We start from the raw sequence: 22,608 nt of genomic DNA, 5'->3' as shown, positions 1-22,608 counted from the left end.
AGCTGTTTGTATGAACATGACGAAGCCTACCCATGCTGGCTATTTTTTTGCTCAATCGGTCACTGATTTGGCCCAGCGCCTTCGTGCGGGCAGCCTGACCAGTGTCGAGCTGACGCAGGCTGCCCTTGACAGCATCAAGCGGCTGAATCCGATCTTGAACGCCTTCGTGTGCGTCGATGCAAGCGTGGCGCTGGCGCAGGCGCGCAAGGCTGATGAACTGTTCGAACAGGGCCTGGACCTGGGGCCGTTGCAGGGTATTCCAGTGGCGGTCAAAGACAACATCGATACGTTCGACTATGTCACCACCTACGGTTCGGCGCATTTTGCAGGTTTTAAACCCGAGCACGATGCGGTGTGCGTGAAGCGTTTGCGCGAGGCGGGCGCGGTGATCGTGGGCAAGACCCTGACGCATGAATTCGCCTACGGCCCGACGGGCGACCGCTCGCTGCAGGGCGCCGCGCGCAACCCTTGGAACGCCAACTGCATCACTGGTGGGTCGAGTGCCGGCAGCGCCGCCGCAGTCGCCAGCGGCATGGTGCCGCTGGCGCTGGGTACCGATACCGGTGGCTCGATCCGTATTCCTGCGGCGTTGTGCGGCGTGGTCGGCTTCAAGCCATCATTTGCCAGCGTGCCGCTGGACGGCGTGTTCCCGCTTGCGTCGAGTCTCGACCATGTGGGCCCGATCGCCAACCACGTCGAGGATGCGCGTCTGTTGTTCGAGGTGATCGCCGGGCGCACGTGTGCGCCGTTGGCTAACCCCAGACCGTTGCGGATTGGCTGGATCAGGTCTGGCAGCTTCGGCCCGGTAGACGCGGAGCTGGATAGCCAGGTGTACCAGGCGGCGCAACAGCTCTTTGGCGAGGGGCTACAAGAGGTCGACGAACTGGCGCAACTGTCGGCCGACATGAAAGCGACCTTGCAGGTGTTACAACGCGCCGAGGCTTTCAATGTTCACGCCGAGCGCATGCAGAGTGCGCCGCACATGTTCGAGGCCGAGGTGCGCGAACGCCTCGAGTTGTCGTGTGAAGTCAGGGGTTGGCAATACATCCGCGCGCAGTCCAGCCAGGCACGCCTCAAGGCTGCGATGGCGCAGGTGTTCAAGCGCTATGACTTGCTGGTCTCGCCCAGCGTGCCGATCACCGCGACGGTGGTTGATGCGCGTGAGGTGCAGGTTGGCGCGCAGGACATTGATGTGCGCGCCGCCTTGCTCAGTCATACCAGTGCCTGGAACCTCATCGGGTTACCTGCAATCAGCCTGCCGGTGGGGCTGGTGAGAGGGATGCCGGTGGGGCTGCAGGTCATTGGCGCAGCAGGGGAGGATGATCAATTGTTGAGGGTCATGGCGCAGCGATTCGCAGGGCATGCAGTGGCTTCGGAGCCCACTGAACGCTAATGCAGGATCTGCGCAAGAAAGCTCTGCGCCCTGGGGCTTTGCGGGTTATTGAAGAAAGCCTCTGGTGGGCTGTCTTCAATAATCCGGCCGCCGTCGAGAAACAGCACCCGCTCCGCGACCTGCCGGGCGAAGCCCATTTCATGGGTGACACAGAGCATGGTCATGCCGGTGTCGGCGAGTTTGACCAACACATCCAGCACCTCGGCAACCATCTCCGGGTCGAGGGCTGAAGTCGGTTCATCAAACAGCATGATCTTGGGTTTCATGCACAACGCCCGGGCGATGGCCACGCGCTGCTGTTGCCCGCCGGACAACTGGCTGGGGAACTTGTCGGCCTGGTTCTCGATACCGACTTTGTTCAAGTAGAAACGCCCCAGTTCTTGCGCTTCCTTGCGCGACAGGCCCCGCACCGACATCGGCGCCAGCATGCAGTTTTGCAGCACGCTCATGTGCGGGAACAGGTTGAAGTGCTGGAACACCATGCCGATCTCGCTACGCACCTGAGCCGCTTGGCGGGTGTCCAGCGCCAGGTCGGTGTGGTTGACCCGGATATGGCCTTTCTCAGCGATTTCCAGGCGGTTGATACAACGGATCAGTGTTGATTTTCCCGAGCCAGAAGGCCCACACAGCACGATACGTTCGCCTTCGCGCACGTTCAGCTCGATGTCATGCAAGACATGGTAGGCGCCGTAGAACTTGTTCAGCCCTTCAATGCTGACCACGACATCGCGTGTGTCCGGTAACGCAGCGTTGCCGGGCAGGTGACGTTGGGTGTTTGTCGCTGGCATGGCGGTTACTCCGCAAATCAGTGGAAACGTTCTGCGCTGTAAGGCGCCGGGTCAGTAAAGGTCGCGGCGCCGGTGAGCATCTCGGCAAGCAGGCGCCCGCTGACCGGGCCGAGGGTCAGGCCGTGGTGGGCATGGCCGAAGTTGAACCACAGGCCCGGGTGATGCACCGCCGGGCCGATCACCGGGCGCATGTCCGGCAGGCACGGACGACGACCCAGCCACGGTTCGGGGTCCAGACGCTCGCCGAGTGGGTAGAACTTGCGCGCCAGGGCTTCACAGCGACTGAGCTGAATGTCATTGGCCTGATCGCTGCTCTCGGCAAACTCGATGCCCGTGGTCAGCCGGATACCCTGAGCCATCGGCGCCAGGACATAGCCGCCCTGGGCATCGCAAATGGAATGCTGCAACTGTGCATCATGCAAAGAGCTGTAGTGCATGTGGTAGCCGCGCTTGATTGCCAGCGGAATGCGATAGCCCAGTGGCTTGAACAGCTCGGGCGCCTGTGGGCCGAGCGCGATCACCGCCTGTTCGGCACTCACCGGGCCTTGTTCGGTCTGAACCTGCCAGCCGCCGTCGAGCTGTTTCAGCGTCAGCGCATCGCCCTGAATGAACTGCCCGCCGCGCTTGATAAACAGCGCGGCGTAGCCGCGGGTCAGGGCCCCGGGATCGCTGACGGTTTTCGGATCAAGCCAGTGAATACCGCCCACCGCCTGTTCGCTCAGCGACGGTTCACGCTCGCGCAATTGCTCGCCGTCCAGCACTTCATAACGCAAGCCATAAGGCCGCAGGGCATGGGCATCGGCCTGGGCCTTGATAAAGGCCGGTTGATTGCGAAACACCTCGATCCAGCCATTGGCTTTGATCAGGTCGCTCATGCCGGCGGCCTCGATCAGCACATCGTGCTCATCCACGCAGCGCTGCACCAACGGCAGCATGGCGCGGGCGGCCAGGTTCAACCTGGGCGGCGACGAGTTCTGCCAGTAGGTGAACAGCCAAGGCGCAACCTTGGGCAGGTAGCGCCAGCTATACCGCACATCGGATTGCTGGTTGAGGCCGTAGCGCACCAGGCTCGACAGCGCTCGCGGGAACGCATAGGGAATCACACTGGAGCGCTCGATCAACCCGGCATTGCCATGGCTGGTGCCGTTCCCGGGTTGCTGGCGGTCGATCAGGATGACCTGAACACCACGTGCTTGCAGGTGCAGTGCAGTGCAGACGCCGACAATCCCGGCGCCCAGAACGATGGTTTGGCAGTGCATGAAAAATTCCTTGTAACGCGCCCTGCGGGCGTGGGGGTAAACGACAGGCATCAGAGCAGATGGCGACCCAGTCGGGCTTCGACGCGCTTGAGCACGCGGCGGATAATTTCGACGATCAGCAGATAAAGAACGGCTGCCCACAGGTAAATCTGGAAATCGAGGCTGCGCGAGAAGGCCAGCTTGCTGACGCCCATCAGGTCGTAAATGGTCACCAGCGAAGCGATGGCGCTGGCCTTGATCATCAGAATCAGCTCGTTGCCCAGCGGGCCGATGGCGACCACCAGCGATTGCGGCAGGATGACTTTGAAGAATGTCGTTGAGCGTTTCAGGCTCAACGCCTTGGCCGCCTCATGCTGCCCCTGGGACACCGAGAGCAGGCTGCCGCGGAAAATCTCTGCCTGATACGCCGCCGTATTCAAGGTGAAGGCCAGCAGCGTGCAAAACCACGCGTCGCGGAAAAACCACCACAGCCCGACGTCTTGCCAGAACCCCTTGAACGACCCGAGGCCGTAATACAGCAGGAACAACTGCGCGAGTAATGGCGAGCCACGAAAGCAGTAGACGTAGAGGGCGCTCAAGCGCTGCAACAGCAGGCTGTTAGACACCCGAGCCAAGGCAATCAGCAGGCCGAGCAGGGCGCCGAGGGTGAATGAAATCGCTACCAGCTTGCCCGTTACCAGCAAGCCTTCGAGCATGCGCGGGCCATAGCGCTGCAACAGGTCGAGGTCGATAAACCACTGCGCAAAACTTTCGAGCGTCATGGTCGTGCGCTCCGCAGATGCCGATTGAAGTGCTGCTCGATAAACGCGAACACGCGCCCCGACAGGGCCGAGAAGAACAGGTAACCGAAGCAGGCCACGGCATAGAAGAACAACGGCTCCTTGGTCACGCTCACCGCCAGGTTGGTCTGGCGCATCAGGTCGACCAGAGAAATAGTCGAGACCAGCGACGTGTCCTTGAGCAGCGACAACCAGTTATTCGACAGCCCGGGCAGGGCGATGCGCACCAGTTGCGGGAACACCACTTTGCGAAAGGTCGTGGCCTTGCTCAGGCCGAGGGCCGCAGACGCCTCGTATTGACCCTTGGGGACAGTCTTGAACGCAGCGAGCCAGATCTCGCTGGAGAACGCTGCAAAGACGAAGCTGAAGGCGACCATGGCGGCCAGAAAGGTATTGATGGTGACCTGGGTTTCGTAGCCCATGGCCGCGAGTATTTTTTGTGCCGCAATCTGGCAGCCATAGTAAATGATCAGCAGCGTCAGCAACTCGGGCAAGCCACGGAACACCGTGGAAAACAGCGTGGAAAATGATCGCAGCCAAGGCTTTTTCGAGCGCGCGGCCAAGGCCAGTCCAAGCCCCAGGGGCAAGCCGATCGGCAAGCAGGCCAGCGCCAGTCCCAGGGTCACCAGCGCCCCGGCCAGCAGCGCTTGCCCCCAGCCGCCGCTGGCAAACGACAACAGCGATAGATGTTCGATCATGCTCGAACCCTCGTGAAAGGACATCGTGGAATGAACACCGGCCAACCTGCGTCCGGCCAGGGCCGGGCTCAGGCAGCGGGTGGACAGTCAGTGCTCGGAGCGGCGACGCATCAGTGGTAGATATCGAAAGCAAAGTACTTGCTGGAGATCTTCTGATACGTGCCGTCGGCAACAATTTCATCGATGGCTTTGTTGAAGCGTTCGCGCAGCGCGTTGTCTTCCTTGCGCACTGCAATCGCGGCATCCGCCTGGGTGCCATTGACGTCGCCGAGCATTTTGCAGCAGCTCTTGCCGGCCTTGTCGATCCAGTCGGCGAGCGGGAATTTGTCGGCAATCACACCGTCGAGCCGACCCGACGCCAGGTCGCTGTTGGCCTCGTCCAGCGTCGGGTAGAGCTTCACGTTGGCGCCGGCTTTGCCATACACGTCTTCGGCATAAATTGACTGGGTGGAAGAGGATTGTGCGCCGACGGTTTTACCTTTGAAGTGGGTCTGCGCGTCGCTGATGTCCGAGTCGCTGGGAACCGCAACCGACAGTGGGGTTTTGTAGTAGTGACGGGTGAAGCTGATTTTCTTGCGGCGCTCTTCGGTGTCGATCATCGACGCCACGACCGCGTCATATTTCTTGGCCATCAAGGCCGGAATGATGCCGTCCCAGTCTTGTGCCACAAGGGTGCATTGGGCCTGCATGCGCTCGCACAGGGCGAGGGCAATATCGACGTCAAAGCCATGGAGTTTGTTATCCGAATCGACATAGTTAAACGGCGGGTAAGCACCTTCAGTGGCGATTTTCAAGACGTCGGCCTGAGCGACACCGACACTGGCGGCGAATACCGCACACACACTTGCAAAGCGAATGAATCGTTTCATCGTTGCCTCTCAATCTGCTGGCCTATTGCTCTTGTTTGCTCGCGAGTGACGATGTGTAACCCACGAATTCGTTGTGTAGCGCGGCAGTTGCTTCCAAGCGTTTCTCTACATCGGGGCCGAGTTTCTTACAGACCTCGTTGACCATCAGGTGCACCAGCGACAGCATCGTCGCCGTCGATTCCCAGAAAAGATTGAATTCGGTAGGCAGGCGAAAGACCTCGTCGGCGTGCAGTTCGGCCCAATCGCAAAAGGTGTCGGTGATCAGCGTCACCGGGATGCCGGCCGCCCGGGCCTTGCGGCACAGGGTCAGGGCGTGGCGCGAATAGCGGCGCGCCTCGAACACCACCAGCGCGGTGTGTTCGGGGTTGCTCAGCAACACGTCGCCGAAATGCCCGGCAGCGCCGTCCACCACCTGCACGCCATCGCGCAGGTACTGCAACAGGTGCACCATCGAGAGGGCGATGCCGCGTTCGGTCTGAAAGCCGGCAACGAAGATTTTTGGGGTGTTTGCCAAGCGTTCGCTGACGGTATTCCAGGCGGGCGTCTGGCTGTGTTCGTAGACGCGTACCAGCGCGGCGACTTCCAGTTCCAGGCTGCGTGAAGGGCCTTGCGGGTTGTGGCTCTGCTGCTGACGAAATTCTTGCAACCGGTCGCCCACCAGCCACGGGCCATCGCCGAGGTCATCTTTCAGGTCGTTTTTCAGATCCTTGAAATGGCTGTAACCGAGTGAGCGACAAAAGCGCCCCACGCTCGATTCGCTGACCCCGAGTTTCTGGGCGATATCGGCGGCGGTCTGAAAGGGCAGCTCATGTAGGTTGGCGAGCATGTACGTGGCAATCGTCCGACCGGAAGCGGCAGCTGTCGACAGACTGTTTTCAAGGCGTTGCTTGATCGGTTGGCTCACGGTACGACTCACTGTATTTTTTGCTTGCGACAGAAAATGAATGTTTTCTGTCATCAAGTCAACATTTGACAGTTTGCTGTCATGACCAGATAGTCGAATGCCTGCAACGGCCCTGGCTTTGCCCTACCTCGATCCGGGAGTTTTTACATGTCTTCACCTGCACATTCTGCTGTAGAGCCTATTGCTTTCAGCGATCTGGTCGTGTTGCTGCGCGCCATTTTCGAGCGTCATGGCACGTCGGCCGAAGTCGCTGCGGTACTGGCCCATAACTGCGCCAGCGCCCAGCGCGACGGTGCTCACAGCCACGGGGTGTTCCGGATTCCCGGCTACGTTTCGACCCTGGCCAGTGGCTGGGTCGATGGCCGGGCGGTGCCGGTGGTGGAAGATGTCGCCTCGGGTTATGTCCGGGTCGATGCGCGCAACGGTTTCGCCCAACCGGCCCTGGCCGCTGCCCGCGAGTTATTGCTGGAAAAAGCCCGCAGTGCCGGGATTGCCGTCCTGGCGATTCACAACTCCCACCATTTCGCGGCGCTCTGGCCAGATGTTGAACCCTTCGCCGAGGAAGGGCTGGTGGCCTTGAGTGTGGTCAATAGCATGACCTGCGTGGTGCCCCATGGCGCTCAACGCCCCCTGTTTGGCACCAACCCGATTGCCTTCGCGGCGCCTTGTGCGGGAAGCGATCCGATCGTTTTCGACATGGCGACCAGTGCCATGGCCCATGGCGATGTGCAGATCGCTGCGCGGGCGGGTGAGACCTTGCCGCCGGGCATTGGTGTCGATAGCCAGGGGCTGGCGACACAGGACCCAAACGCGATTCTCAATGGCGGCGCATTGTTGCCGTTTGGCGGGCACAAGGGCTCGGCCCTGTCGATGATGGTGGAGTTGCTGGCGGCCGCGCTGACCGGCGGCAACTTCTCTTTTGAGTTCGACTGGCATCAGCACCCCGGGGCGAAAACGCCGTGGACCGGGCAATTGATTATCGTGATCGATCCGCGCAAGTCCGTTGGCGAGCGTTTTGCCCAGCGTGCCCAGACCTTGGTGGCGCATATGCATCAAGCCGGCTTGCAGCGTATGCCGGGCGAGCGTCGTTACCGCGAACGCGAACATTGCGCGCAGCACGGAGTGGCAATCGCGGAGCAGGAGTTGGCGCAGCTGCGGGCGATGGCGGACACAATCGTGTGATTGCATGCGGATAGGCCCGACTGCAAAAGGCCGTCCTGGCTGCGTGGCGCGTCATCCCTCACACACTGCTGCCGGAAACCGGCAGCAGCCCTGCCACACCTAAACCTTGAAACGCTCCACGAGCTTTTCCAGCTCATGCCCCAGCCGCGCCAGTTCGTTACTCGACGCGGCGGTTTCTTCGCAGGTGTTTGCCGTCTGGTCGGAGATGTCGCGAACGTTGATCACGCTGCGATTGATCTCCTCGGTGACGGCGCTTTGCTGTTCCGCCGCCGTGGCAATCTGCTGATTCATCGCCTGAATGATCGAGACCTTGCTGGTGATGTTTTCCAGCGCGCTGACGACGCGGTGGGTGTATTCCACGCTGCTTTCGCTCAGCAACAGGCTGCTTTCCATGCCGGTGGCCACGGCTTGGGTGCCGCTTTGTACGCCGGCGACCAGGATTTCAATTTCTTCGGTGGAGCGCTGGGTACGCAGGGCGAGGTTGCGCACCTCGTCAGCCACGACCGCAAAACCGCGACCGGCCTCTCCGGCGCGGGCGGCTTCAATCGCAGCGTTCAGCGCCAGCAGGTTGGTTTGCTGGGCGACGGCCTTGATCACATCCAGTACGCCGCCGATTTTATCGCTTTGTTCCTGCAGGTGGCGGACGGCGTCTGCCGATTGGTTGAGTTCTGCCGCCAGGCGCTGGATCTGCGCGATGGCTTCCCCCACGATCTGCTCGCCCTCGCAGGCTTGCTGATCTGCGGCGGACGCGGCGGCGGAGGCCTCCTCGGCGTTGCGGGCGACGTTGTGCACGGTGGCGGTCATCTCGTTCATTGAGGTGGCGACATGATCCGTTTCGGCTTTCTGGTTGCTGATGCCGGAATTCGTTTGCTCGGTGACCGCCGACAGCTGTTCGGCAGCGCTGGCAACCTGGATGACGCCGGATCGAATGCCGTCGATCAGCTCATGCAGGTTGAGCATCATCTGTTGGAGGCCTGACTGCAGTTGGCCCAGTTCATCACGCCGGGTCACCGCCACATGCTCGGTCAAATCGCCTCGGGCAATGCGGTTCACCGCCTGGAGCGTGTGCTGCAGTGGATTGACGATTTGCCGTGTGATGCCCCATGCGGCGAGTGCGCCGAGCAGCAGGGCCAGGGTCGCGACGAGTCCGAGCGAGGTCTTGGCGGACGCGGCATCGGTATCGCGTTTGGCATTTTGCGATTCAATCAGTTTTTGCGTGGTGTCGAGCAGCACGTCACCCAACTGTCCCATTCGTTTAAACAGGGACGCCTGGTCAACGTTGGGCATGGCCAGGTCATGCAGCAGTTGCCCGTACTCTTTGGCCGCATTTCCCTGCTGTTGAATCAGGTCTTGATCCCGTGGGTCGATGAATTTTCCCTTGATACTGTCCAGGTGGGCCGCCAGGCGGTCCAGGGTTTGCTGCAGCGGTTGATAGGCATCCGGTTGGGTATTCTTACCGATGCGTAAACGAATGATGCGCAAGTCTTTGGTGTAATCGCTGATCTGCGCAATTTCCTCAACCTTGAGCCCGCGATCGGTCAATGTCACCACGGCGTACCAGCCGGTGGCGGCCAGTAGCAATGTAAGCCCCAGTACCAGGCCGAATCCCAAACTTAATTTAGCACTGACGCGGATATTGCTGATCCAGCCGAACATATGGACTCCAGGTTGTAACGCAGGTTGAGTGATCCTTGATTCCCTGAATGTCGACCATCCATTCCAATGCTTTAGTTTTAGTCTGACGGTCGCGCTGTTCCGAAGGACAATTCGCGGCGTGTCTAAAAACTTTGGAATGTGCGAGACATTGTGGGGCGGTGGGACTGTAAGGTTACAGCCCACGTCTGTAGGGCGTTGGAGAAGAGGCAGGCTCTTCAACTAAGGGGGCGTTTACGAGCGTAACAGTGCGGCCTTGTACTTTAGTCGAATATTCAGACGGTCCGGGTTCTGGCGGGCCCGTATTCAGGGCGCCAACGCCCGAAAAGAGTGCAGGGTCGTCATTAGGGATTTAGATCTTGATCGCTTTTTTTAGATAGGAAAACAATTGGTCCTGGCAGGCCCTGTATTGGTTTTCAAGGCTCTCCACCTCAAACATGCGAGCCAGCCATACCTCATCACAGGCCGCCTCTAAATGATTGACAGTTGTCATCCAGAGCGTTTGGGCGTTCGCCGTCGCTCGGAGTAATTGCAACAGTTCCTCATTTATCTGAAGGGTGTTGGGTGAGGCGTGTATGGGCGACATTAAAAGTACCGAGAGTCGATTTTAATCGTGGTTGGTTTTTCTATCGCGCACTATAAAGCCCTGCTCGTGAGGGGCAGTATTCGACTAATGGCTAACGAGAAGGCGGAGTAAAATTGGATTTTTTTGGGTGCGGATATTCACCCGGCTTATAATGTTGCCCGCGCAGCTAGAGTGGTTTGTCGTATTAAGCAGATGATTCGATTCAGCTGATAAGTTGAGTCTGCCTTTAACCGTTATTCAATAAAATGCTGCGGCGGTAGTTGCGTCTTAGATGCAAAAACACGATGGCTTGCCAGTGTCCCTTCAGCAGGATGGCCACCGCCGGGCCAGGGCAAATCCTGGCAATGTCCCAACCGATGCCAAATAACAGGCTGCCGCCAACCTGGCGTCGGCCCAGTTCAGGCACGCCTGGAAGTCGCTAGTCTAGGCTCATGATCCAATCGCTTTGACCAGTAGGGCCACCGCAACCAGCATCGACACGGCGGCAAACCCGCGTTGCAAGTGCGGGCCTGCCAGCCGCGCTGCGATCAGGCGCCCGCAGGCCATTCCAAACAATGCACCTATGGAGAACGGCAGGGCAATCGCCCACTGCAGATGCCCGGCCGCAGAGCTGGCGGCAACGCCGGACATCGACACCAGTGCAATCACCGCCAGGGACGTTGCCAGCACCGACTGCGCGGTCAAATTGGTGTATCGCTGTAGCGCCGGCACCATCACAAAGCCGCCGCCCACGCCGAGCAGGCCTGAAAGCCCGCCCGCAACCACGCCAGACACTGTGAGCGCCCAGGCGCACGGCGCCGTCCAGTTCAGCTTGCCTCGTTGGGCGTCCAATACGCAGGGCGGCGGCTTGGTCGCAGTCGCCTTCGACGTGGGGGAGGGCGGCAACGACCGTTTGAATACCCGGAACGCCACATACATCAGCACGCAGGCAAACAGGATCGTCAACGGACGATTCGGCGTGCGCTGCGCCAACCAAAGGCCCAGGGGCGAACAGATGATGCCTGCGGTGGCAATTAACAGCGCTGCCTTGTAGCGGACGGTGCCGTTTTTCAGGCCCATCACCGCGCCCAGGGTCGCGGCCAGGCCGACGGCCAGCAGGCCAATGGGCCCGGCCTCGGCCATGCTCAAGCCCGCCCCGAACACCAGCAACGGCACCGCGAGTATTCCACCGCCGGCGCCGGTCAGCGCCAGAATCACGCCCACTGTCAGCCCGAGCAGTAAGACGATGATCATTTCAGTCTCCTTGCGTTCAGCCCTGATTTCATTGGTCGGTCAACTCGGGTTTCGCCAGCCATTCGCGGCCCTTGAGCATGCCCTTCCAATACAGCGGTGGAAGAATCCGCTCTTTGAGCAGCCAGGCCAGTCGGGAGGGGCGGGTGCCGTCGATCAGCCATGACGGGAAGCTGGGGGCGACCTTGCCGCCATAGGTGAACTCCGCCAGGACGATCTTGCCGCGTTCCACCGTCAGCGGGCAGGAGCCATAACCGTCGTACTGGGCGCAACCGTTCGCCTTACCCATGGCCGCCAACACGTTATGGGCCACCACCGGCGCCTGCTTGCGGGCGGCGGCAGCGGTCTTGGCGTTGCTCGAATTGGCCGCGTCGCCCAGCGCATGAATGTTTGCCCAGGTTTTATGCCGCAGCGTGGCGGGGTCGATATCAATCCAGCCGGCCGCGTCAGCCAACGGGCTGACCCGAATGAAATCCGGCGCGACCTGCGGTGGTACCACATGCAGCAAATCAAACTCACGGGTCACCACACGGGGGCTGCCATCCGGGTTCACGCCGCTGAACGTGGCCGTCCGTGCCGGGCCGTCGACGCGGGTGAGGGTGTTGCCGAAATTCAGGTCGATACCGTAAGCCGTGACGTATTCCATCAGCGCCGGCACATAATCGGGAACCCCAAACAGCACTGCACCGGCGCTGTAGAACTCGATCTCGATGGCATCCAGTACGCCGCTGCGTTTCCAATGATCGGCCGATAGGTACATGGCTTTTTGCGGTGCCCCGGCACATTTGATCGGCATCGGCGGCTGCGTGAAAATCGCCCGGCCACCGCGCAGTTGCTGCACCCTTTCCCAGGTATAAGGCGCCAGGTGATACAGGTAGTTGGAGGTCACGCCGTTGCGGCCCAGGGTCTCCGACAACCCTTCGACGGCGTGCCAATCGAGCTTCAGGCCGGGGCACACGATCAGTTGCTCGTATTTGACGACCCGGCAGCCATCCAGAATGACCGCATTTCGCTCGGGCTCGAAAGCCGCCACCGCCGCCTTGATCCAATGCACGCCGCGGGGCAGGGTGGTGCCCATCGTGTGAGCCGTTTGGCGCGCGTCGAACACACCCGCGCCCACCAGCGTCCAGCCAGGCTGGTAGTAATGCACATCGGCCGGGTCGACGATCGCAATGTCGAGCCCCGGCGCGCGGGCCAGCAGGCTGGAGGCGGTGGCGATACCCGCCGCGCCCGCGCCGATGATGACCACGGTGTGCTGCGCCTCAGCCACTTCGACCGGCGTGCGACCCTGGTTCGCAATCCGCCGAATCACGCCTTTCATGTCGAAGCCGGCTTTTTTGGCGCTTTCGACGATGTGCGGCAGGTCGTGTTGACCCGCTTGTGACAGCGCCCACATCGTTGTCGAGCGCATACCGGAGCGGCAATAGGCCAATACCGGCTTGGGCAGCGTTTCCAGCAGCGTGCCGAAGGCGACCCCTTGCTCGTCGGTGACTTTGCCCGATTCGGCGGGAAGGTAGTGCGCCTCGATGCCGACCGCATCGGCGGCGCGTTTGATTTCGGCAAACAACGGTTGGTCGCTGCCTTCGCCATCGGGGCGGTTACAGATGATGGCGCGAAAGCCGGCGGCTTTCAGTTCAGCCAGTTGGCTGGGGAGAATCTGTTCTGATACCGATAAAGCAGGTGCAAGGCGGCGGATATCCATAAGTGTCTCCGTTATGGGTATTTTTTCTTATATGTTTTTTGGGGGGGGGGATGAGTGTCAGGCGACGTTGAGCGGGATTTTCAGATAGCGGGTCCCGTTCGATTCAGGCTCGGGCAAATGCCCGGCTCGCATGTTGACCTGGACCGAGGGCAGGATCAGTGTCGGCATGTCCATCGAGGCATCCCGCTTGGTACGCATCGCCACGAACTCCTCCTCACTGATGCCGTTACGCACATGCACGTTGTGCTCGCGTTGTTCGGCAACGGTGCTGACGAATTGCAGCTCGCGGCCGCCTGGCTGGTAGTCGTGGCACATATACAGCAACGTATCTGCTGGCAGGCTCAACACTTTGTTGATTGACTGGAACAGCGTGCGCGCATTACCGCCGGGGAAGTCGCAGCGGGCGGTGCCGTAGTCGGGCATGAACAGCGTATCGCCGACGAAGGCCGCCGTTTCGCTGCCCTTGCTGATCAGGTAAGTCATACAGGCCGGCGTATGGCCGGGTGTATGCAGCGCGGTGCAGTGCAGCGTGCCGATGCTGAACGATTCGTCGTTGACGAACAGGTGATCGAACTGGCTGCCGTCGCGGGGCATCTCACTACCGGTATTGAACAGCGTGCCGAAGACCTTTTGCACCGTCGAGATCTGGCTGCCGATGCCTATTTTTCCACCGAGCTTTTCTTTCAGGTAGGGCGCGGCGGTCAGGTGGTCGGCGTGGACGTGGGTCTCGAGAATCCACTCGACCTTTGCGTTCAGCTCGTTCACCCGTGCTATCAGACAGTCGGCGGAGGTGGTGGCGGTGTAGCCTGATTTAGGGTCGTAATCCAATACGCTGTCGATAATCGCGCAGTGGAGGGTGGCCTCATCGAGCACCAGATAGCTGACGGTGTGGGTAGCAGAATCGAAGAAGCCTTCGACGTGAAGTTTGACGCGCATGAACTGTCTCCTTAGGGGGGCTTTTTTTTCGAGCCGCTTAGACTAAGGACTGTCGATGCAATAAGTTTGCCAGGCCATGGCTGTAGCGAAATAGCCTAATATCCAATTGATTTTATTGGGCTTTGTGTTTTTGTATGGGGGTGTTCCGGCCTGAATCTGGTGGAGTCCTCTGCCATTGGCAGTGCCTTGACAGAGGTGGCAGTGCCACAACAGGATGGAAGAATGGATACCAGGAGCCGTGATGAAGACTTTTCTGCCTACCCCACCCGACGCCGTCCCACGCCCGGATCAAGTGCAGTCGCTTGTTTCGTTTCTGGAACACGAACCCCATCCAATGATCGTGCTCGATCCGGACTACAACATCCTGGCGGCCAATACGGCCTATCAGCGCCAGTTCGGCAGCGCTGACAAACCGTTTATCGGCCATAAGTGTTATCAGGTCTCACACCATTACGACGTCCCCTGTGACCAGGCGGGTGAGAATTGCCCGATGAAAAAGGCCCAGGAAATGCGCGGGCCGGATCGTGTCTTGCACATCCACCACACACCGCGTGGGCCTGAGCACGTCGATGTCGAATTGCGCCCGATCCTCGACGAGCATGGTGCGATCACCGCTTATGTGGAGCGCCTGACGCTGGTGCGCAGCGCCTCCGCGCGCCCGAGCAACGATGGCTTGGTCGGCTGTTCACCGGCCTTCAACCTCGCCCTGTCGGAACTGCAGCGGGTGGCGCCCTCCATGCTGCCGGTGCTGCTTCTGGGCGAGTCGGGCACGGGCAAAGAGCTGTTCGCGCGCGCCGTCCATGAAACCAGCGAGCGGGCCAGCGGGCCGTTTGTCGTGGTGGATTGTTCAGGCTTGACCGAGACACTCTTTGAGAGCGAGTTGTTCGGCCATGAAAAAGGTGCCTTCACCGGCGCTGTCACGCGCAAGCCCGGCTTGGTTGAAACGGCCCAGGGCGGCACGTTGTTTCTAGATGAGATTGGCGATGTGCCGTTGTCCATGCAGGTCAAACTGTTGCGCCTGATCGAATCGGGCACCTATCGCCGGGTCGGCAGTGTCGAGACTTTCCACGCCAATTTCAGATTGATTGCCGCCACCCACAAACCGCTGGAAAAAATGATGGAAAAAGGCGAGTTCAGGCAGGACCTGTACTACCGCATCAGCGCTTTTCCCATTCACTTGCCCCCTTTGCGCAACCGGGTAGAAGACATCGGCTTGCTGGTGAATTCATTTCTGCAACGTCGCGGTGCCGGCAAACGTCGGCTGACCATCGACGCCGAAGCCCTGGCAAGACTTCAACAGTATCCGTGGCCTGGCAATATCCGTGAGTTACGCAATGCCCTGGAAAGAGCGAGTCTGTTCGCTGACGATGGCGTCATCCGTGCCATCCATTTACCCCAGGCGTCCGTGGCGCTGCCGCTTCAGGCTGCTGCTGATGCTTCTGCTGCTTCGACGTCGTTCGATGACAGCACGCTGGCGCAGGCACTGGCGACATTCAAAGGCACCCGTAGCGAGTTGGCCAAGCACCTGGGGATCAGCGACCGCACCTTGTACCGGCGCCTGAAAGAACAGGGCCTGGCCTAGTCATCGACGACTGCCAATGACTGCCATGCTGGCAGATTGGCAGCGAATTGATCTGCGGCGGTGTGCTAAATCTGTCGCGATAAAATGTTAACTGTCTGTTTTTAAAAGATAAAAATAGAGATTTTGCCTTTGGCATGTCCTGTGCTTACTGCATAGGCATGACCATTTCCGACAAACGCCTCCTACGCCATCTGATTACAGCGGTGCTGATCAAGCTCCTGCTGTTGAGCGTGCTGTGGTGGCTGTTCATCCGGGATTCGCACGTCAGTGTCGACCCGAACATTGTCGGCAACCGTTTCGGTGTACCCACCTCGACTCAAGGGGCAAGCAAGTGATATCAGAACAACTGGTGGATTTGTCACGGCTGCAGTTCGCAGCCACTGCGCTTTACCACTTTCTATTCGTACCGCTGACGGTTGGCATGGTGTGGCTGCTCGTCATCATGGAAAGCGTCTATGTGATGACCGGGAATGTCATCTGGAAGGACATGACGCGCTTCTGGGGCAAGTTATTCGGCATTAACTTCGCCCTGGGGGTGACAACCGGGATCACCCTGGAATTCCAGTTCGGCACCAACTGGGCGTACTACTCGCACTACGTGGGTGACATCTTCGGTGCGCCGCTGGCCATCGAGGGCTTGATGGCGTTCTTTCTCGAATCGACCATGATCGGTCTGTTCTTTTTTGGCTGGGATCGCCTGAAGAGAGAGCACCACTTGCTGGTCACGCTGCTGATGGCCATCGGTACCAACCTGTCGGCGCTGTGGATTCTGATCGCCAATGGCTGGATGCAGAACCCGGTGGGCTCGGAGTTCAGCTACATCACCATGCGCATGGAGATGGTGGATTTCTGGGCGGTGCTGTTCAATCCGGTGGCCCAGGCCAAGTTTGTACACACGGTGTCTGCCGGTTACGTCACCGGTTCGATGTTTGTGTTGTCGATTTCCAGCTGGTACTTGCTCAAGAATCGTGATGTCGAGTTCGCCAAGCGCAGTTTTCGGGTGGCGGCGGCCTTCGGCCTGGCTTCGGTGCTGAGCGTCATCGTGCTGGGGGATGAGTCGGGTTACACGGTGGGTGAGGCGCAGCAAACCAAGCTGGCGGCCATGGAAGCCATGTGGGAAACCAAACCCGCACCCGCAGGCCTGACCTTGCTGGCCAGCATCAATGAAGCCGAGTCCAGGAATAACTGGGAAGTCGATGTGCCGTGGGTGATGGGCTTGATCGGCACCCGCTCGGTGAGCAAGCAGATTCCTGGCATTCATGACATCAAAGCGAAAAACCGCGCGCGCATTCTGCGTGGCATTACCGCCGTCAATGCGCTTGAAGCCCTGCGGGCCGATCGCACCGATAAGGCGGCGTTCGATACCTTTGAAGCGTACAAAGCGGACCTCGGCTTTGGCCTGCTGCTGAAAAAGTACGTTGAAGACGTCAACCAGGCCACGCCGGAGATCATCGACAAGGCGATGAACGACACCGTACCGCGTGTGACCCCGATGTTCTGGGCGTTCCGGATCATGGTCGCGCTGGGTTTTGCCATGCTCCTGCTGTTCGGGCTGGCCTTCTGGAGCACCTTGAAGTCGGTCTGCACACGCCGCCGCTGGTTGCTGCGTTGGGCGCTGTGCATGCTGCCTGCGCCTTGGCTGGCCTGTGAGCTGGGTTGGTTCGTCGCTGAATATGGTCGTCAACCCTGGACCATCTACGGCGTGCTGCCCACTCACATGAGTGTCTCCACCCTTAGCGTCAATAACCTCTATGGCTCGCTGGCAGGCTTTGTGGCTTTTTACACCGTGTTGCTGGTGGTTGAAATGTTCCTGATGGTCAAGTTTGCCCGCCAAGGGCCCGGCAGCCTCGGAACCGGCCGTTACGCTTACGATGCCAACCTGAAGGAACTCCACCATGCTTGATTACTTCACGCTGAAAATTATCTGGTGGGCACTGGTCGGCGTACTGCTGATCGGCTTCGCCATCATGGACGGCCACGACATGGGGGTCGGCACCTTGCTGCCCTTCGTGGGCCGCTCGGACGTGGAACGCCGCGTCGCGATCAACACCGTAGGGCCGCACTGGGACGGCAACCAGGTGTGGTTCATCACCGCGGGCGGCGCGTTGTTCGCCGCGTGGCCGGTGGTGTATGCCACCGCGTTCAGCGGGTTTTACTGGGCGATGATTCTGGTCCTGTGGGCGCTGTTCTTCCGCCCGGTGGGGTTTGACTATCGCAGCAAGATTCACAACGCCAAATGGCGCAGCACCTGGGACTGGGGGCTGTTTGTCGGCGGGGCCGTGCCGCCGCTGGTATTCGGCATCGCGTTCGGCAACCTGTTGCAAGGCGTACCGTTCCACTTCAATAACATGCTGGTATCGACGTACACCGGGAGTTTCTGGCAACTGCTGAACCCCTTCGCGCTGCTGACCGGTGTGGTGAGCAGTGCAATGATCACCCTGCAAGGCGGGACCTATCTGGCGCACCGCACTGAAGGCGTGATCCAGGCCCGTGCGATCAAGGGCGGGGTTGGCGCGGCGCTGGTGCTGCTGTGCACATTCGTCATTGCCGGCGTGTGGTTGCAATGGATCGACGGCTATCGCATTACCTCGGTGGTGGATACCGCCGGGCTGCCGGACATTCTCAACAAGACCGTGGTGCGCGAAGCGGGGGCCTGGATGGCCAACTATGGTCATTATCCTGTGTTGTGGCTGCTGCCCGCGCTGGGCTTGGTTGGCGCAGCCGGCGCCGCGTTGTTGATGCTGATGCGCCGCACACTGGTCGCGTTTGTCGCGTCGTCGCTCGCGGTGATCGGGGTGATTAGCACGGCCGGTGTCTCGATGTTTCCCTTCGTCATGCCGTCGTCAACCGTGCCTGCGGCCAGCCTGACCGTGTGGGACAGTGTGTCCAGTCATCTGAGCCTGTCCATCATGTTCTGGGCCACGTTGATCTTCATGCCGCTGATCGTGATCTACACCTCGTGGGCCTATCGCGTCATGCGCGGCAAGGTCACCGTGGCACAGATCGAAGCCAACGAACATTCGGCCTACTAACGCCATCAGAGGAGCAAAGACTATGTGGTATTTCGCCTGGATGCTGGGAGTCGGTTTTGCCTTGCTGCTGGCCATATTAAATGCGATGTGGGGCGAGAACGAAGCCGCTCGCGCCCTGAGCGACCGTGAGGAGCCGCGGCCATGATGCCGCGTGTCGCCGACGCCCCGGCACCCTCACGCCTTCACCCGCTGAGCTTGCTTATCGCGGTAGGGATCATGCTCGTGTGTACGCTCTATCCGCCCCTGATGGCCGCCCCGGACGGGAAAGCTGATCATGGGCTGGCAATGGCCTTGTTCACGGCGATGAGTGTGGCCTTTGTGCGGGGCGTGGGCTTCGTGCCGCGCGCGCGCGTGTGGCGTTGTTTGTTCTCGGGCTGGACCTGCTTTGGCGCGCTGGCACTGGCTGGCGGGTTGAAGTTCCTGCACTGAAAGCCGACGATCCCGGCGCCACGCTGGCGGCTCTGCGGGGCGGCGGGATCGTCAATCCATACAGTTTTTGGCTAGGTCTGCTCCGGGAAGCGTCGCGCGAGTCTGTCCCGGCGCATGCAATACGACTAAATCAGCGTCTCGGCCTGCGCAAGCGTGATGCGCGGTATAACGCTCTCCGGAATTCTTGAACAGTCGGATAAGTTGTAGACCCTAAAGTCATCGCCGATGATTTTCTGCGACATCAGCTCTAGCGATGGAAGTATGCGAGTGTGGTAGTGCTGATCGAGTCCGCAGGGTGAGTTTATGGAATCATGATTTTCATAAAATCGTCCCGAGTTCTCTTTCAGATCCACGCCCACAAGAAACACCTTGGAGAACCCGACGTGGAACGCCAGTTGAATGGCCAGATACGCCACCGTCCGGGCATCAAAAAACCCCTCGCGCATGTCTTTGCTGAAACCAATGTGTCCTTTCCCGCAAGCCCGTAAGGGGGGATGGGTGACCAGCGGCGTGTGTCGTCCCAATACGCAGTGGAACCAGGACGGTTTTTTAGCCTTGGACAACGCATAGAGTTGCCCGCTGGGACAAATACCCGAAGTACGCGCGTGGTCTTCCCACAGCGCGACTCTTTGGCTGACCGTCATGGCGTAGTTGAATAAATGCGGCTGCTGTTCGGAAAAACTTCTATCCGAGCAGACATAAAAAAACGGTTTTACGTCGGTGTTCAAAAACATCGAAATAGCGCCGTTCATTGTGATCATCGGAACGTGCGCAAATTTTTCGATGGGGAACGATTTCGCCGACAGGCCGGATGCAAGAATAAAAACCGCGCCTGATTCGATATTCCGACAGCTATCAAAATCGTGCACGGTCAACTCGCGTTGGTTTGAATGTGTGGCTACCGACTCTGGGTCATGCAGAGCCTGCTCAGTGTTCTCACCGTACTGGTCCTTGAGGGACACCTGTTTCATCTGACCTACTCGTACTGCTAATAAGTGAAAAAGATATACACGTCCTCAAGCCGGGTGTCTTCAGGAGAGTTGATTTATAAATAATAATTTATAAACGGACGTCAGATTAGTCTCTATAGAGAGTAGGAATCATCTCTATTTAGGGGCGGGATCAGTCGCCTTAACGCGCTGAAACAATCAGAACGTCTGCCCCATGGAAAACTGGAATATTTGCTTTTCGGCGTTCTCGGGTGTGCGAATCGGATAGGCCAGGTTGACACTCAATGGCCCCAGCGGGCTGTACCACGTCACACCCACCCCTACCGAACTGGCCATCTGGCTCAGGTCCACACCGTCGCAGCTTTGGGTGGTGCTCAGGTAGCACTTGTCCGAATACACCGTGCCCATATCCCAGAACACCGAGGTGCGCACGGATTTGTTGTCCTTGATGAACGGCACGGGGAACAAGTACTCCGCGCCACCGGTAATCAGGATATTACCGCCCAGCGCGTCCGTGCTCCGGTCCGAATAGTACGCCTGACCCTCACTGGCATAAGCCCCGGTCGCCGGCGTGCTGCGTGGGCCGAGGGTACCGCTTTTAAACCCGCGTACCGTGCCTTCGCCGCCCGCCGTATAGCTTTCATAGAAGGGTAACCCGTCCGTGGAACCATAGCCGTTGCCGTAACCCAGTTTGGTGTGCAAGCGCAGGGCCGTGGCATTGCTGATTGGCAGGAAGGTTTGCCCCGTGTAGTCGACTTTGTAGAAGCTCAGGTCACTGCCGGGTACGGTCACCATCAGGTTGAGGTTTTGCGAATGCCCGCGCGTCGCCAGTACGCCTTTGTTCAGGGTCGATTCCGACCAGCCTGCGCTGGCCTTGAAGTTGGTGAACTGCTTGCCTTCGCGCTCGATGAAGTCGTAGATCTCGTCGGCGCTGTAGGTGCCCGGCTCGATGTTGTCGTGCTGTGCCGTCAGGCCGAACGTCAGGCGGGAAGTCTCATTGATCGGGTAACCAAGGCTGGTGCCCAGGCCATAACTGTTGATGGAGTAATAAGACACCCCGCTATCGTAGTATTTGTTGTAGTCGGTATCACTGTAGAACGCGTTGTAACCCAGGCTAACCCCATCGGTGGTGAAGTAGGGGTCGGTGAAACCGATGTTGTACTTGCTCTGGTAGGACGAACGGGTCAGCCCCAGGCTGGCGTAATTGCCCGTGCCGAGAAAGTTGTTCTGGGTAATCGACCCGCCGAGGATCAGGCCCGAGCTTTGGGCGAAGCCGATGCTGGCGGTGATCGAGCCGGAGGCTTGTTCTTCCACGGCGTAGTTCACATCCAACTGGTCATCCACCCCGGCCACGGCCGGCGTCTCGACATTCACCTCCTTGAAGAACCCCAGGCGCTCCAGGCGCACCTTGGATTGGTCGATCAGGTAAGTCGACGCCCAGCCGCCTTCCATCTGGCGCATCTCGCGACGCAGCACCTTGTCGTCGGTCTTGGTATTGCCCCGGAAGTTGATGCGATTGACGTAAGCCCGCTTGCCGGGGTCGACGCTGAAGATGATGTCCACCGTGTGGTCTTCTTCATGTACCTGAGGCGTACCGTTGACGTTGGCGAACGTATAGCCTTCGTTGCCCAGGCGGCGGGTGATCAGTTCCGAGGTGGTCGTCATCAACTTGCGCGAAAACACCTGGCCCTTTTGCACCAGTAATAATGACTGGACCTGGTCTTGCGGGACTTTCAGCTCACCACTCAACTTGACCTCGCGCACCGTGTATTTCTGGCCTTCCTGGATGTTCACGGTGATGTAGACGTGCTTTTTGTCCGGGGTCATGGAGACCTGGGTCGAGGTGATATCCATGTTGATATAGCCACGGTCCAGGTAATAGGAGCGCAGTCGTTCGAGGTCGCCGGAGAGTTTCTCCCGCGCGTATTTATCGTCGTTCTTGAAAAATGACAGCCAGTTACTGGTCTTGAGCGTAAATTGGTCGTTCAACGTGTCGTCGGAGAACACCGTATTGCCCACCACGTTGATGTGCTGGATCGACGCCACTTGGCCTTCATCGATCTTGATTTTCAGGCCGACCCGATTGCGCGGCTGAGCCACGACTTCGGTGTCGACCGACGCCGAGTAACGGCCCTGGGCCACGTACTGGCGCTGCAACTCGTTGCGCACGCCTTCCAGGGTGGCCCGCTGGAATATCTCGCCTTCGGCAAGGCCCGATTGCTTCATGCCTTTCATCAAGTCTTCGGTGGAGATCGCCTTGTTGCCCTCGAACTCGATACTGGCAACCGAAGGGCGCTCGACGACATTGATAATCAGCACGTCGCCTTCGCGACTCAACTGGATGTCCTGGAAGAACCCGGTCTTGAACAACGCGCGAGTGGAATCCACCAAACGCCGGTCATCCGCTTCGTCGCCGACGTTCAGCGGCAATGCGCCGAATACGCTGCCCGCCGAGACCCGTTGCAGGCCATTGATTCGAATATCGGAGATTTTGAAGCCTTGGGCGAGTGCCAGTGAGGTGTTGAGCAGCAGCGCAACCGAGCAGAGCAGGCGCGAAAAATTCATCAAGATCTTTTCCAGAATACATCGACAAGCAGCGCCGGCTCGCTTGGATAATTCACCGCGCGGCCAGACTG

Annotated in this window: 20 protein-coding genes and 1 pseudogene; 8 read left to right on the top strand and 13 right to left on the bottom strand. The window is 59.5% G+C overall.

Annotated elements, in window-relative coordinates:
- Positions 1-10: 10 nt before the first annotated feature.
- Entirely contained in the window at positions 11-1,393 is a 1,383-nt protein-coding gene (locus ACS5Q8_RS19225; RefSeq protein ID WP_465159341.1) for an amidase, read from the top strand.
- Here ACS5Q8_RS19225 and ACS5Q8_RS19220 read toward each other — a convergent pair.
- The 6 genes from ACS5Q8_RS19220 to ACS5Q8_RS19195 all read right to left on the bottom strand — a co-directional run bounded on the left by ACS5Q8_RS19220 (position 1,390) and on the right by ACS5Q8_RS19195 (position 6,690).
- The gene (locus ACS5Q8_RS19220) at positions 1,390-2,181 is read right to left on the bottom strand and encodes an amino acid ABC transporter ATP-binding protein (RefSeq protein WP_321863848.1); all 792 of its coding nucleotides are present in this window, start codon (positions 2,179-2,181) and stop codon (positions 1,390-1,392) included. The genes ACS5Q8_RS19225 and ACS5Q8_RS19220 overlap by 4 nt on opposite strands.
- Positions 2,182-2,198: 17 nt before the next feature.
- Positions 2,199-3,440 carry an NAD(P)/FAD-dependent oxidoreductase gene (locus tag ACS5Q8_RS19215; RefSeq protein ID WP_465159340.1) on the bottom strand — a complete coding sequence of 414 codons (1,242 nt, stop codon included), beginning with the start codon at positions 3,438-3,440 and terminating at the stop codon, positions 2,199-2,201.
- A gap of 50 nt (positions 3,441-3,490) precedes the next feature.
- The gene (locus tag ACS5Q8_RS19210) at positions 3,491-4,201 is read right to left on the bottom strand and encodes an ABC transporter permease (protein WP_426101305.1); all 711 of its coding nucleotides are present in this window, start codon (positions 4,199-4,201) and stop codon (positions 3,491-3,493) included.
- Positions 4,198-4,917 (bottom strand): ABC transporter permease, encoded by a 720-nt coding sequence (locus ACS5Q8_RS19205; protein ID WP_253397185.1) that lies wholly within the window; start codon positions 4,915-4,917, stop codon positions 4,198-4,200. Before ACS5Q8_RS19205 ends, ACS5Q8_RS19210 begins: the two co-directional genes overlap by 4 nt.
- Positions 4,918-5,027: 110 nt before the next feature.
- Complete coding sequence (locus ACS5Q8_RS19200; protein ID WP_426101307.1) at positions 5,028-5,786, bottom strand: transporter substrate-binding domain-containing protein; 759 nt, start codon at positions 5,784-5,786, stop codon at positions 5,028-5,030.
- Between the two features lie 22 nt (positions 5,787-5,808).
- Complete coding sequence (locus ACS5Q8_RS19195; RefSeq protein WP_276193784.1) at positions 5,809-6,690, bottom strand: MurR/RpiR family transcriptional regulator; 882 nt, start codon at positions 6,688-6,690, stop codon at positions 5,809-5,811.
- Between the two features lie 147 nt (positions 6,691-6,837).
- Between ACS5Q8_RS19195 and ACS5Q8_RS19190 the strand changes: the two genes are divergently transcribed.
- Positions 6,838-7,872: an Ldh family oxidoreductase gene (locus ACS5Q8_RS19190; RefSeq protein ID WP_426101309.1), complete on the top strand. Its 1,035-nt coding sequence runs from the start codon at positions 6,838-6,840 to the stop codon at positions 7,870-7,872.
- 99 nt (positions 7,873-7,971) lie between these two features.
- Here the strand turns inward: ACS5Q8_RS19190 and ACS5Q8_RS19185 are convergent, their stop codons facing one another.
- The 5 genes and pseudogenes from ACS5Q8_RS19185 to ACS5Q8_RS19165 all read right to left on the bottom strand — a co-directional run bounded on the left by ACS5Q8_RS19185 (position 7,972) and on the right by ACS5Q8_RS19165 (position 13,979).
- Complete coding sequence (locus tag ACS5Q8_RS19185; RefSeq protein WP_276193782.1) at positions 7,972-9,528, bottom strand: methyl-accepting chemotaxis protein; 1,557 nt, start codon at positions 9,526-9,528, stop codon at positions 7,972-7,974.
- Positions 9,529-10,337: 809 nt separating this feature from the next.
- Positions 10,338-10,529: pseudogene (locus ACS5Q8_RS19180) on the bottom strand (DUF6691 family protein); the annotation flags it as partial.
- A gap of 11 nt (positions 10,530-10,540) precedes the next feature.
- Complete coding sequence (locus ACS5Q8_RS19175; RefSeq protein WP_276193781.1) at positions 10,541-11,344, bottom strand: sulfite exporter TauE/SafE family protein; 804 nt, start codon at positions 11,342-11,344, stop codon at positions 10,541-10,543.
- A 28-nt stretch (positions 11,345-11,372) separates the two neighbouring features.
- The gene (locus ACS5Q8_RS19170) at positions 11,373-13,043 is read right to left on the bottom strand and encodes a bifunctional protein tyrosine phosphatase family protein/NAD(P)/FAD-dependent oxidoreductase (protein ID WP_443699900.1); all 1,671 of its coding nucleotides are present in this window, start codon (positions 13,041-13,043) and stop codon (positions 11,373-11,375) included.
- 57 nt (positions 13,044-13,100) lie between these two features.
- Complete coding sequence (locus tag ACS5Q8_RS19165) at positions 13,101-13,979, bottom strand: MBL fold metallo-hydrolase (RefSeq protein ID WP_465159339.1); 879 nt, start codon at positions 13,977-13,979, stop codon at positions 13,101-13,103.
- A gap of 241 nt (positions 13,980-14,220) precedes the next feature.
- Here ACS5Q8_RS19165 and ACS5Q8_RS19160 point away from each other — a divergent pair, with 241 nt between their 5' ends.
- The 6 genes from ACS5Q8_RS19160 to ACS5Q8_RS19135 all read left to right on the top strand — a co-directional run bounded on the left by ACS5Q8_RS19160 (position 14,221) and on the right by ACS5Q8_RS19135 (position 19,022).
- Entirely contained in the window at positions 14,221-15,561 is a 1,341-nt protein-coding gene (locus tag ACS5Q8_RS19160) for a sigma-54 interaction domain-containing protein (RefSeq protein ID WP_276193778.1), read from the top strand.
- Positions 15,562-15,719: 158 nt separating this feature from the next.
- Positions 15,720-15,896 carry a cytochrome oxidase putative small subunit CydP gene (cydP, locus tag ACS5Q8_RS19155; protein ID WP_253397168.1) on the top strand — a complete coding sequence of 59 codons (177 nt, stop codon included), beginning with the start codon at positions 15,720-15,722 and terminating at the stop codon, positions 15,894-15,896.
- Entirely contained in the window at positions 15,893-17,464 is a 1,572-nt protein-coding gene (locus ACS5Q8_RS19150; protein ID WP_443694995.1) for a cytochrome ubiquinol oxidase subunit I, read from the top strand. The genes cydP and ACS5Q8_RS19150 overlap by 4 nt, the downstream gene beginning before the upstream one ends.
- A complete protein-coding gene (cydB, locus tag ACS5Q8_RS19145; protein ID WP_276193776.1) occupies positions 17,457-18,593 on the top strand; it encodes a cytochrome d ubiquinol oxidase subunit II in 1,137 nt (378 codons plus the stop codon). Before ACS5Q8_RS19150 ends, cydB begins: the two co-directional genes overlap by 8 nt.
- 22 nt (positions 18,594-18,615) lie before the next feature.
- Complete coding sequence (gene cydX / locus ACS5Q8_RS19140; protein ID WP_276193775.1) at positions 18,616-18,738, top strand: cytochrome bd-I oxidase subunit CydX; 123 nt, start codon at positions 18,616-18,618, stop codon at positions 18,736-18,738.
- On the top strand, positions 18,735-19,022 hold the full coding sequence (locus tag ACS5Q8_RS19135) for a cyd operon YbgE family protein (protein ID WP_276193774.1): 288 nt from the start codon (positions 18,735-18,737) through the stop codon (positions 19,020-19,022). The genes cydX and ACS5Q8_RS19135 overlap by 4 nt, the downstream gene beginning before the upstream one ends.
- A gap of 125 nt (positions 19,023-19,147) precedes the next feature.
- On the opposite strand, the gene ACS5Q8_RS19130 is transcribed toward ACS5Q8_RS19135, so the two are convergent.
- Both ACS5Q8_RS19130 and bamA read right to left on the bottom strand, forming a co-directional pair.
- Positions 19,148-19,993 (bottom strand): lipopolysaccharide biosynthesis protein, encoded by an 846-nt coding sequence (locus tag ACS5Q8_RS19130; RefSeq protein ID WP_276193773.1) that lies wholly within the window; start codon positions 19,991-19,993, stop codon positions 19,148-19,150.
- A 177-nt stretch (positions 19,994-20,170) separates the two neighbouring features.
- Positions 20,171-22,537, bottom strand: coding sequence for an outer membrane protein assembly factor BamA (gene bamA, locus ACS5Q8_RS19125; protein ID WP_276193772.1), 2,367 nt, complete (start codon positions 22,535-22,537; stop codon positions 20,171-20,173).
- Positions 22,538-22,608: the final 71 nt, after the last annotated feature.

The organism is Pseudomonas sp. PAMC25584, assembly GCF_058135675.1.
This window is presented reverse-complemented; position numbering and strand designations above follow the sequence as displayed.

Coding starts and splice junctions, on each gene's coding strand:
- ACS5Q8_RS19170 (WP_443699900.1), bottom strand. CDS start 13,043: ATGGATATCCGCCGCCTTGCACCTGCTTTATCGGTATCAGAACAGATT.
- ACS5Q8_RS19165 (WP_465159339.1), bottom strand. CDS start 13,979: ATGCGCGTCAAACTTCACGTCGAAGGCTTCTTCGATTCTGCTACCCAC.
- ACS5Q8_RS19225 (WP_465159341.1), top strand. CDS start 11: ATGAACATGACGAAGCCTACCCATGCTGGCTATTTTTTTGCTCAATCG.
- cydX (WP_276193775.1), top strand. CDS start 18,616: ATGTGGTATTTCGCCTGGATGCTGGGAGTCGGTTTTGCCTTGCTGCTG.
- ACS5Q8_RS19215 (WP_465159340.1), bottom strand. CDS start 3,440: ATGCACTGCCAAACCATCGTTCTGGGCGCCGGGATTGTCGGCGTCTGC.
- ACS5Q8_RS19200 (WP_426101307.1), bottom strand. CDS start 5,786: ATGAAACGATTCATTCGCTTTGCAAGTGTGTGTGCGGTATTCGCCGCC.
- ACS5Q8_RS19185 (WP_276193782.1), bottom strand. CDS start 9,528: ATGTTCGGCTGGATCAGCAATATCCGCGTCAGTGCTAAATTAAGTTTG.
- cydB (WP_276193776.1), top strand. CDS start 17,457: ATGCTTGATTACTTCACGCTGAAAATTATCTGGTGGGCACTGGTCGGC.
- ACS5Q8_RS19135 (WP_276193774.1), top strand. CDS start 18,735: ATGATGCCGCGTGTCGCCGACGCCCCGGCACCCTCACGCCTTCACCCG.
- ACS5Q8_RS19160 (WP_276193778.1), top strand. CDS start 14,221: ATGAAGACTTTTCTGCCTACCCCACCCGACGCCGTCCCACGCCCGGAT.
- ACS5Q8_RS19175 (WP_276193781.1), bottom strand. CDS start 11,344: ATGATCATCGTCTTACTGCTCGGGCTGACAGTGGGCGTGATTCTGGCG.
- ACS5Q8_RS19210 (WP_426101305.1), bottom strand. CDS start 4,201: ATGACGCTCGAAAGTTTTGCGCAGTGGTTTATCGACCTCGACCTGTTG.
- ACS5Q8_RS19220 (WP_321863848.1), bottom strand. CDS start 2,181: ATGCCAGCGACAAACACCCAACGTCACCTGCCCGGCAACGCTGCGTTA.
- ACS5Q8_RS19130 (WP_276193773.1), bottom strand. CDS start 19,993: ATGAAACAGGTGTCCCTCAAGGACCAGTACGGTGAGAACACTGAGCAG.
- cydP (WP_253397168.1), top strand. CDS start 15,720: ATGACCATTTCCGACAAACGCCTCCTACGCCATCTGATTACAGCGGTG.
- bamA (WP_276193772.1), bottom strand. CDS start 22,537: ATGAATTTTTCGCGCCTGCTCTGCTCGGTTGCGCTGCTGCTCAACACC.
- ACS5Q8_RS19205 (WP_253397185.1), bottom strand. CDS start 4,917: ATGATCGAACATCTATCGCTGTTGTCGTTTGCCAGCGGCGGCTGGGGG.
- ACS5Q8_RS19190 (WP_426101309.1), top strand. CDS start 6,838: ATGTCTTCACCTGCACATTCTGCTGTAGAGCCTATTGCTTTCAGCGAT.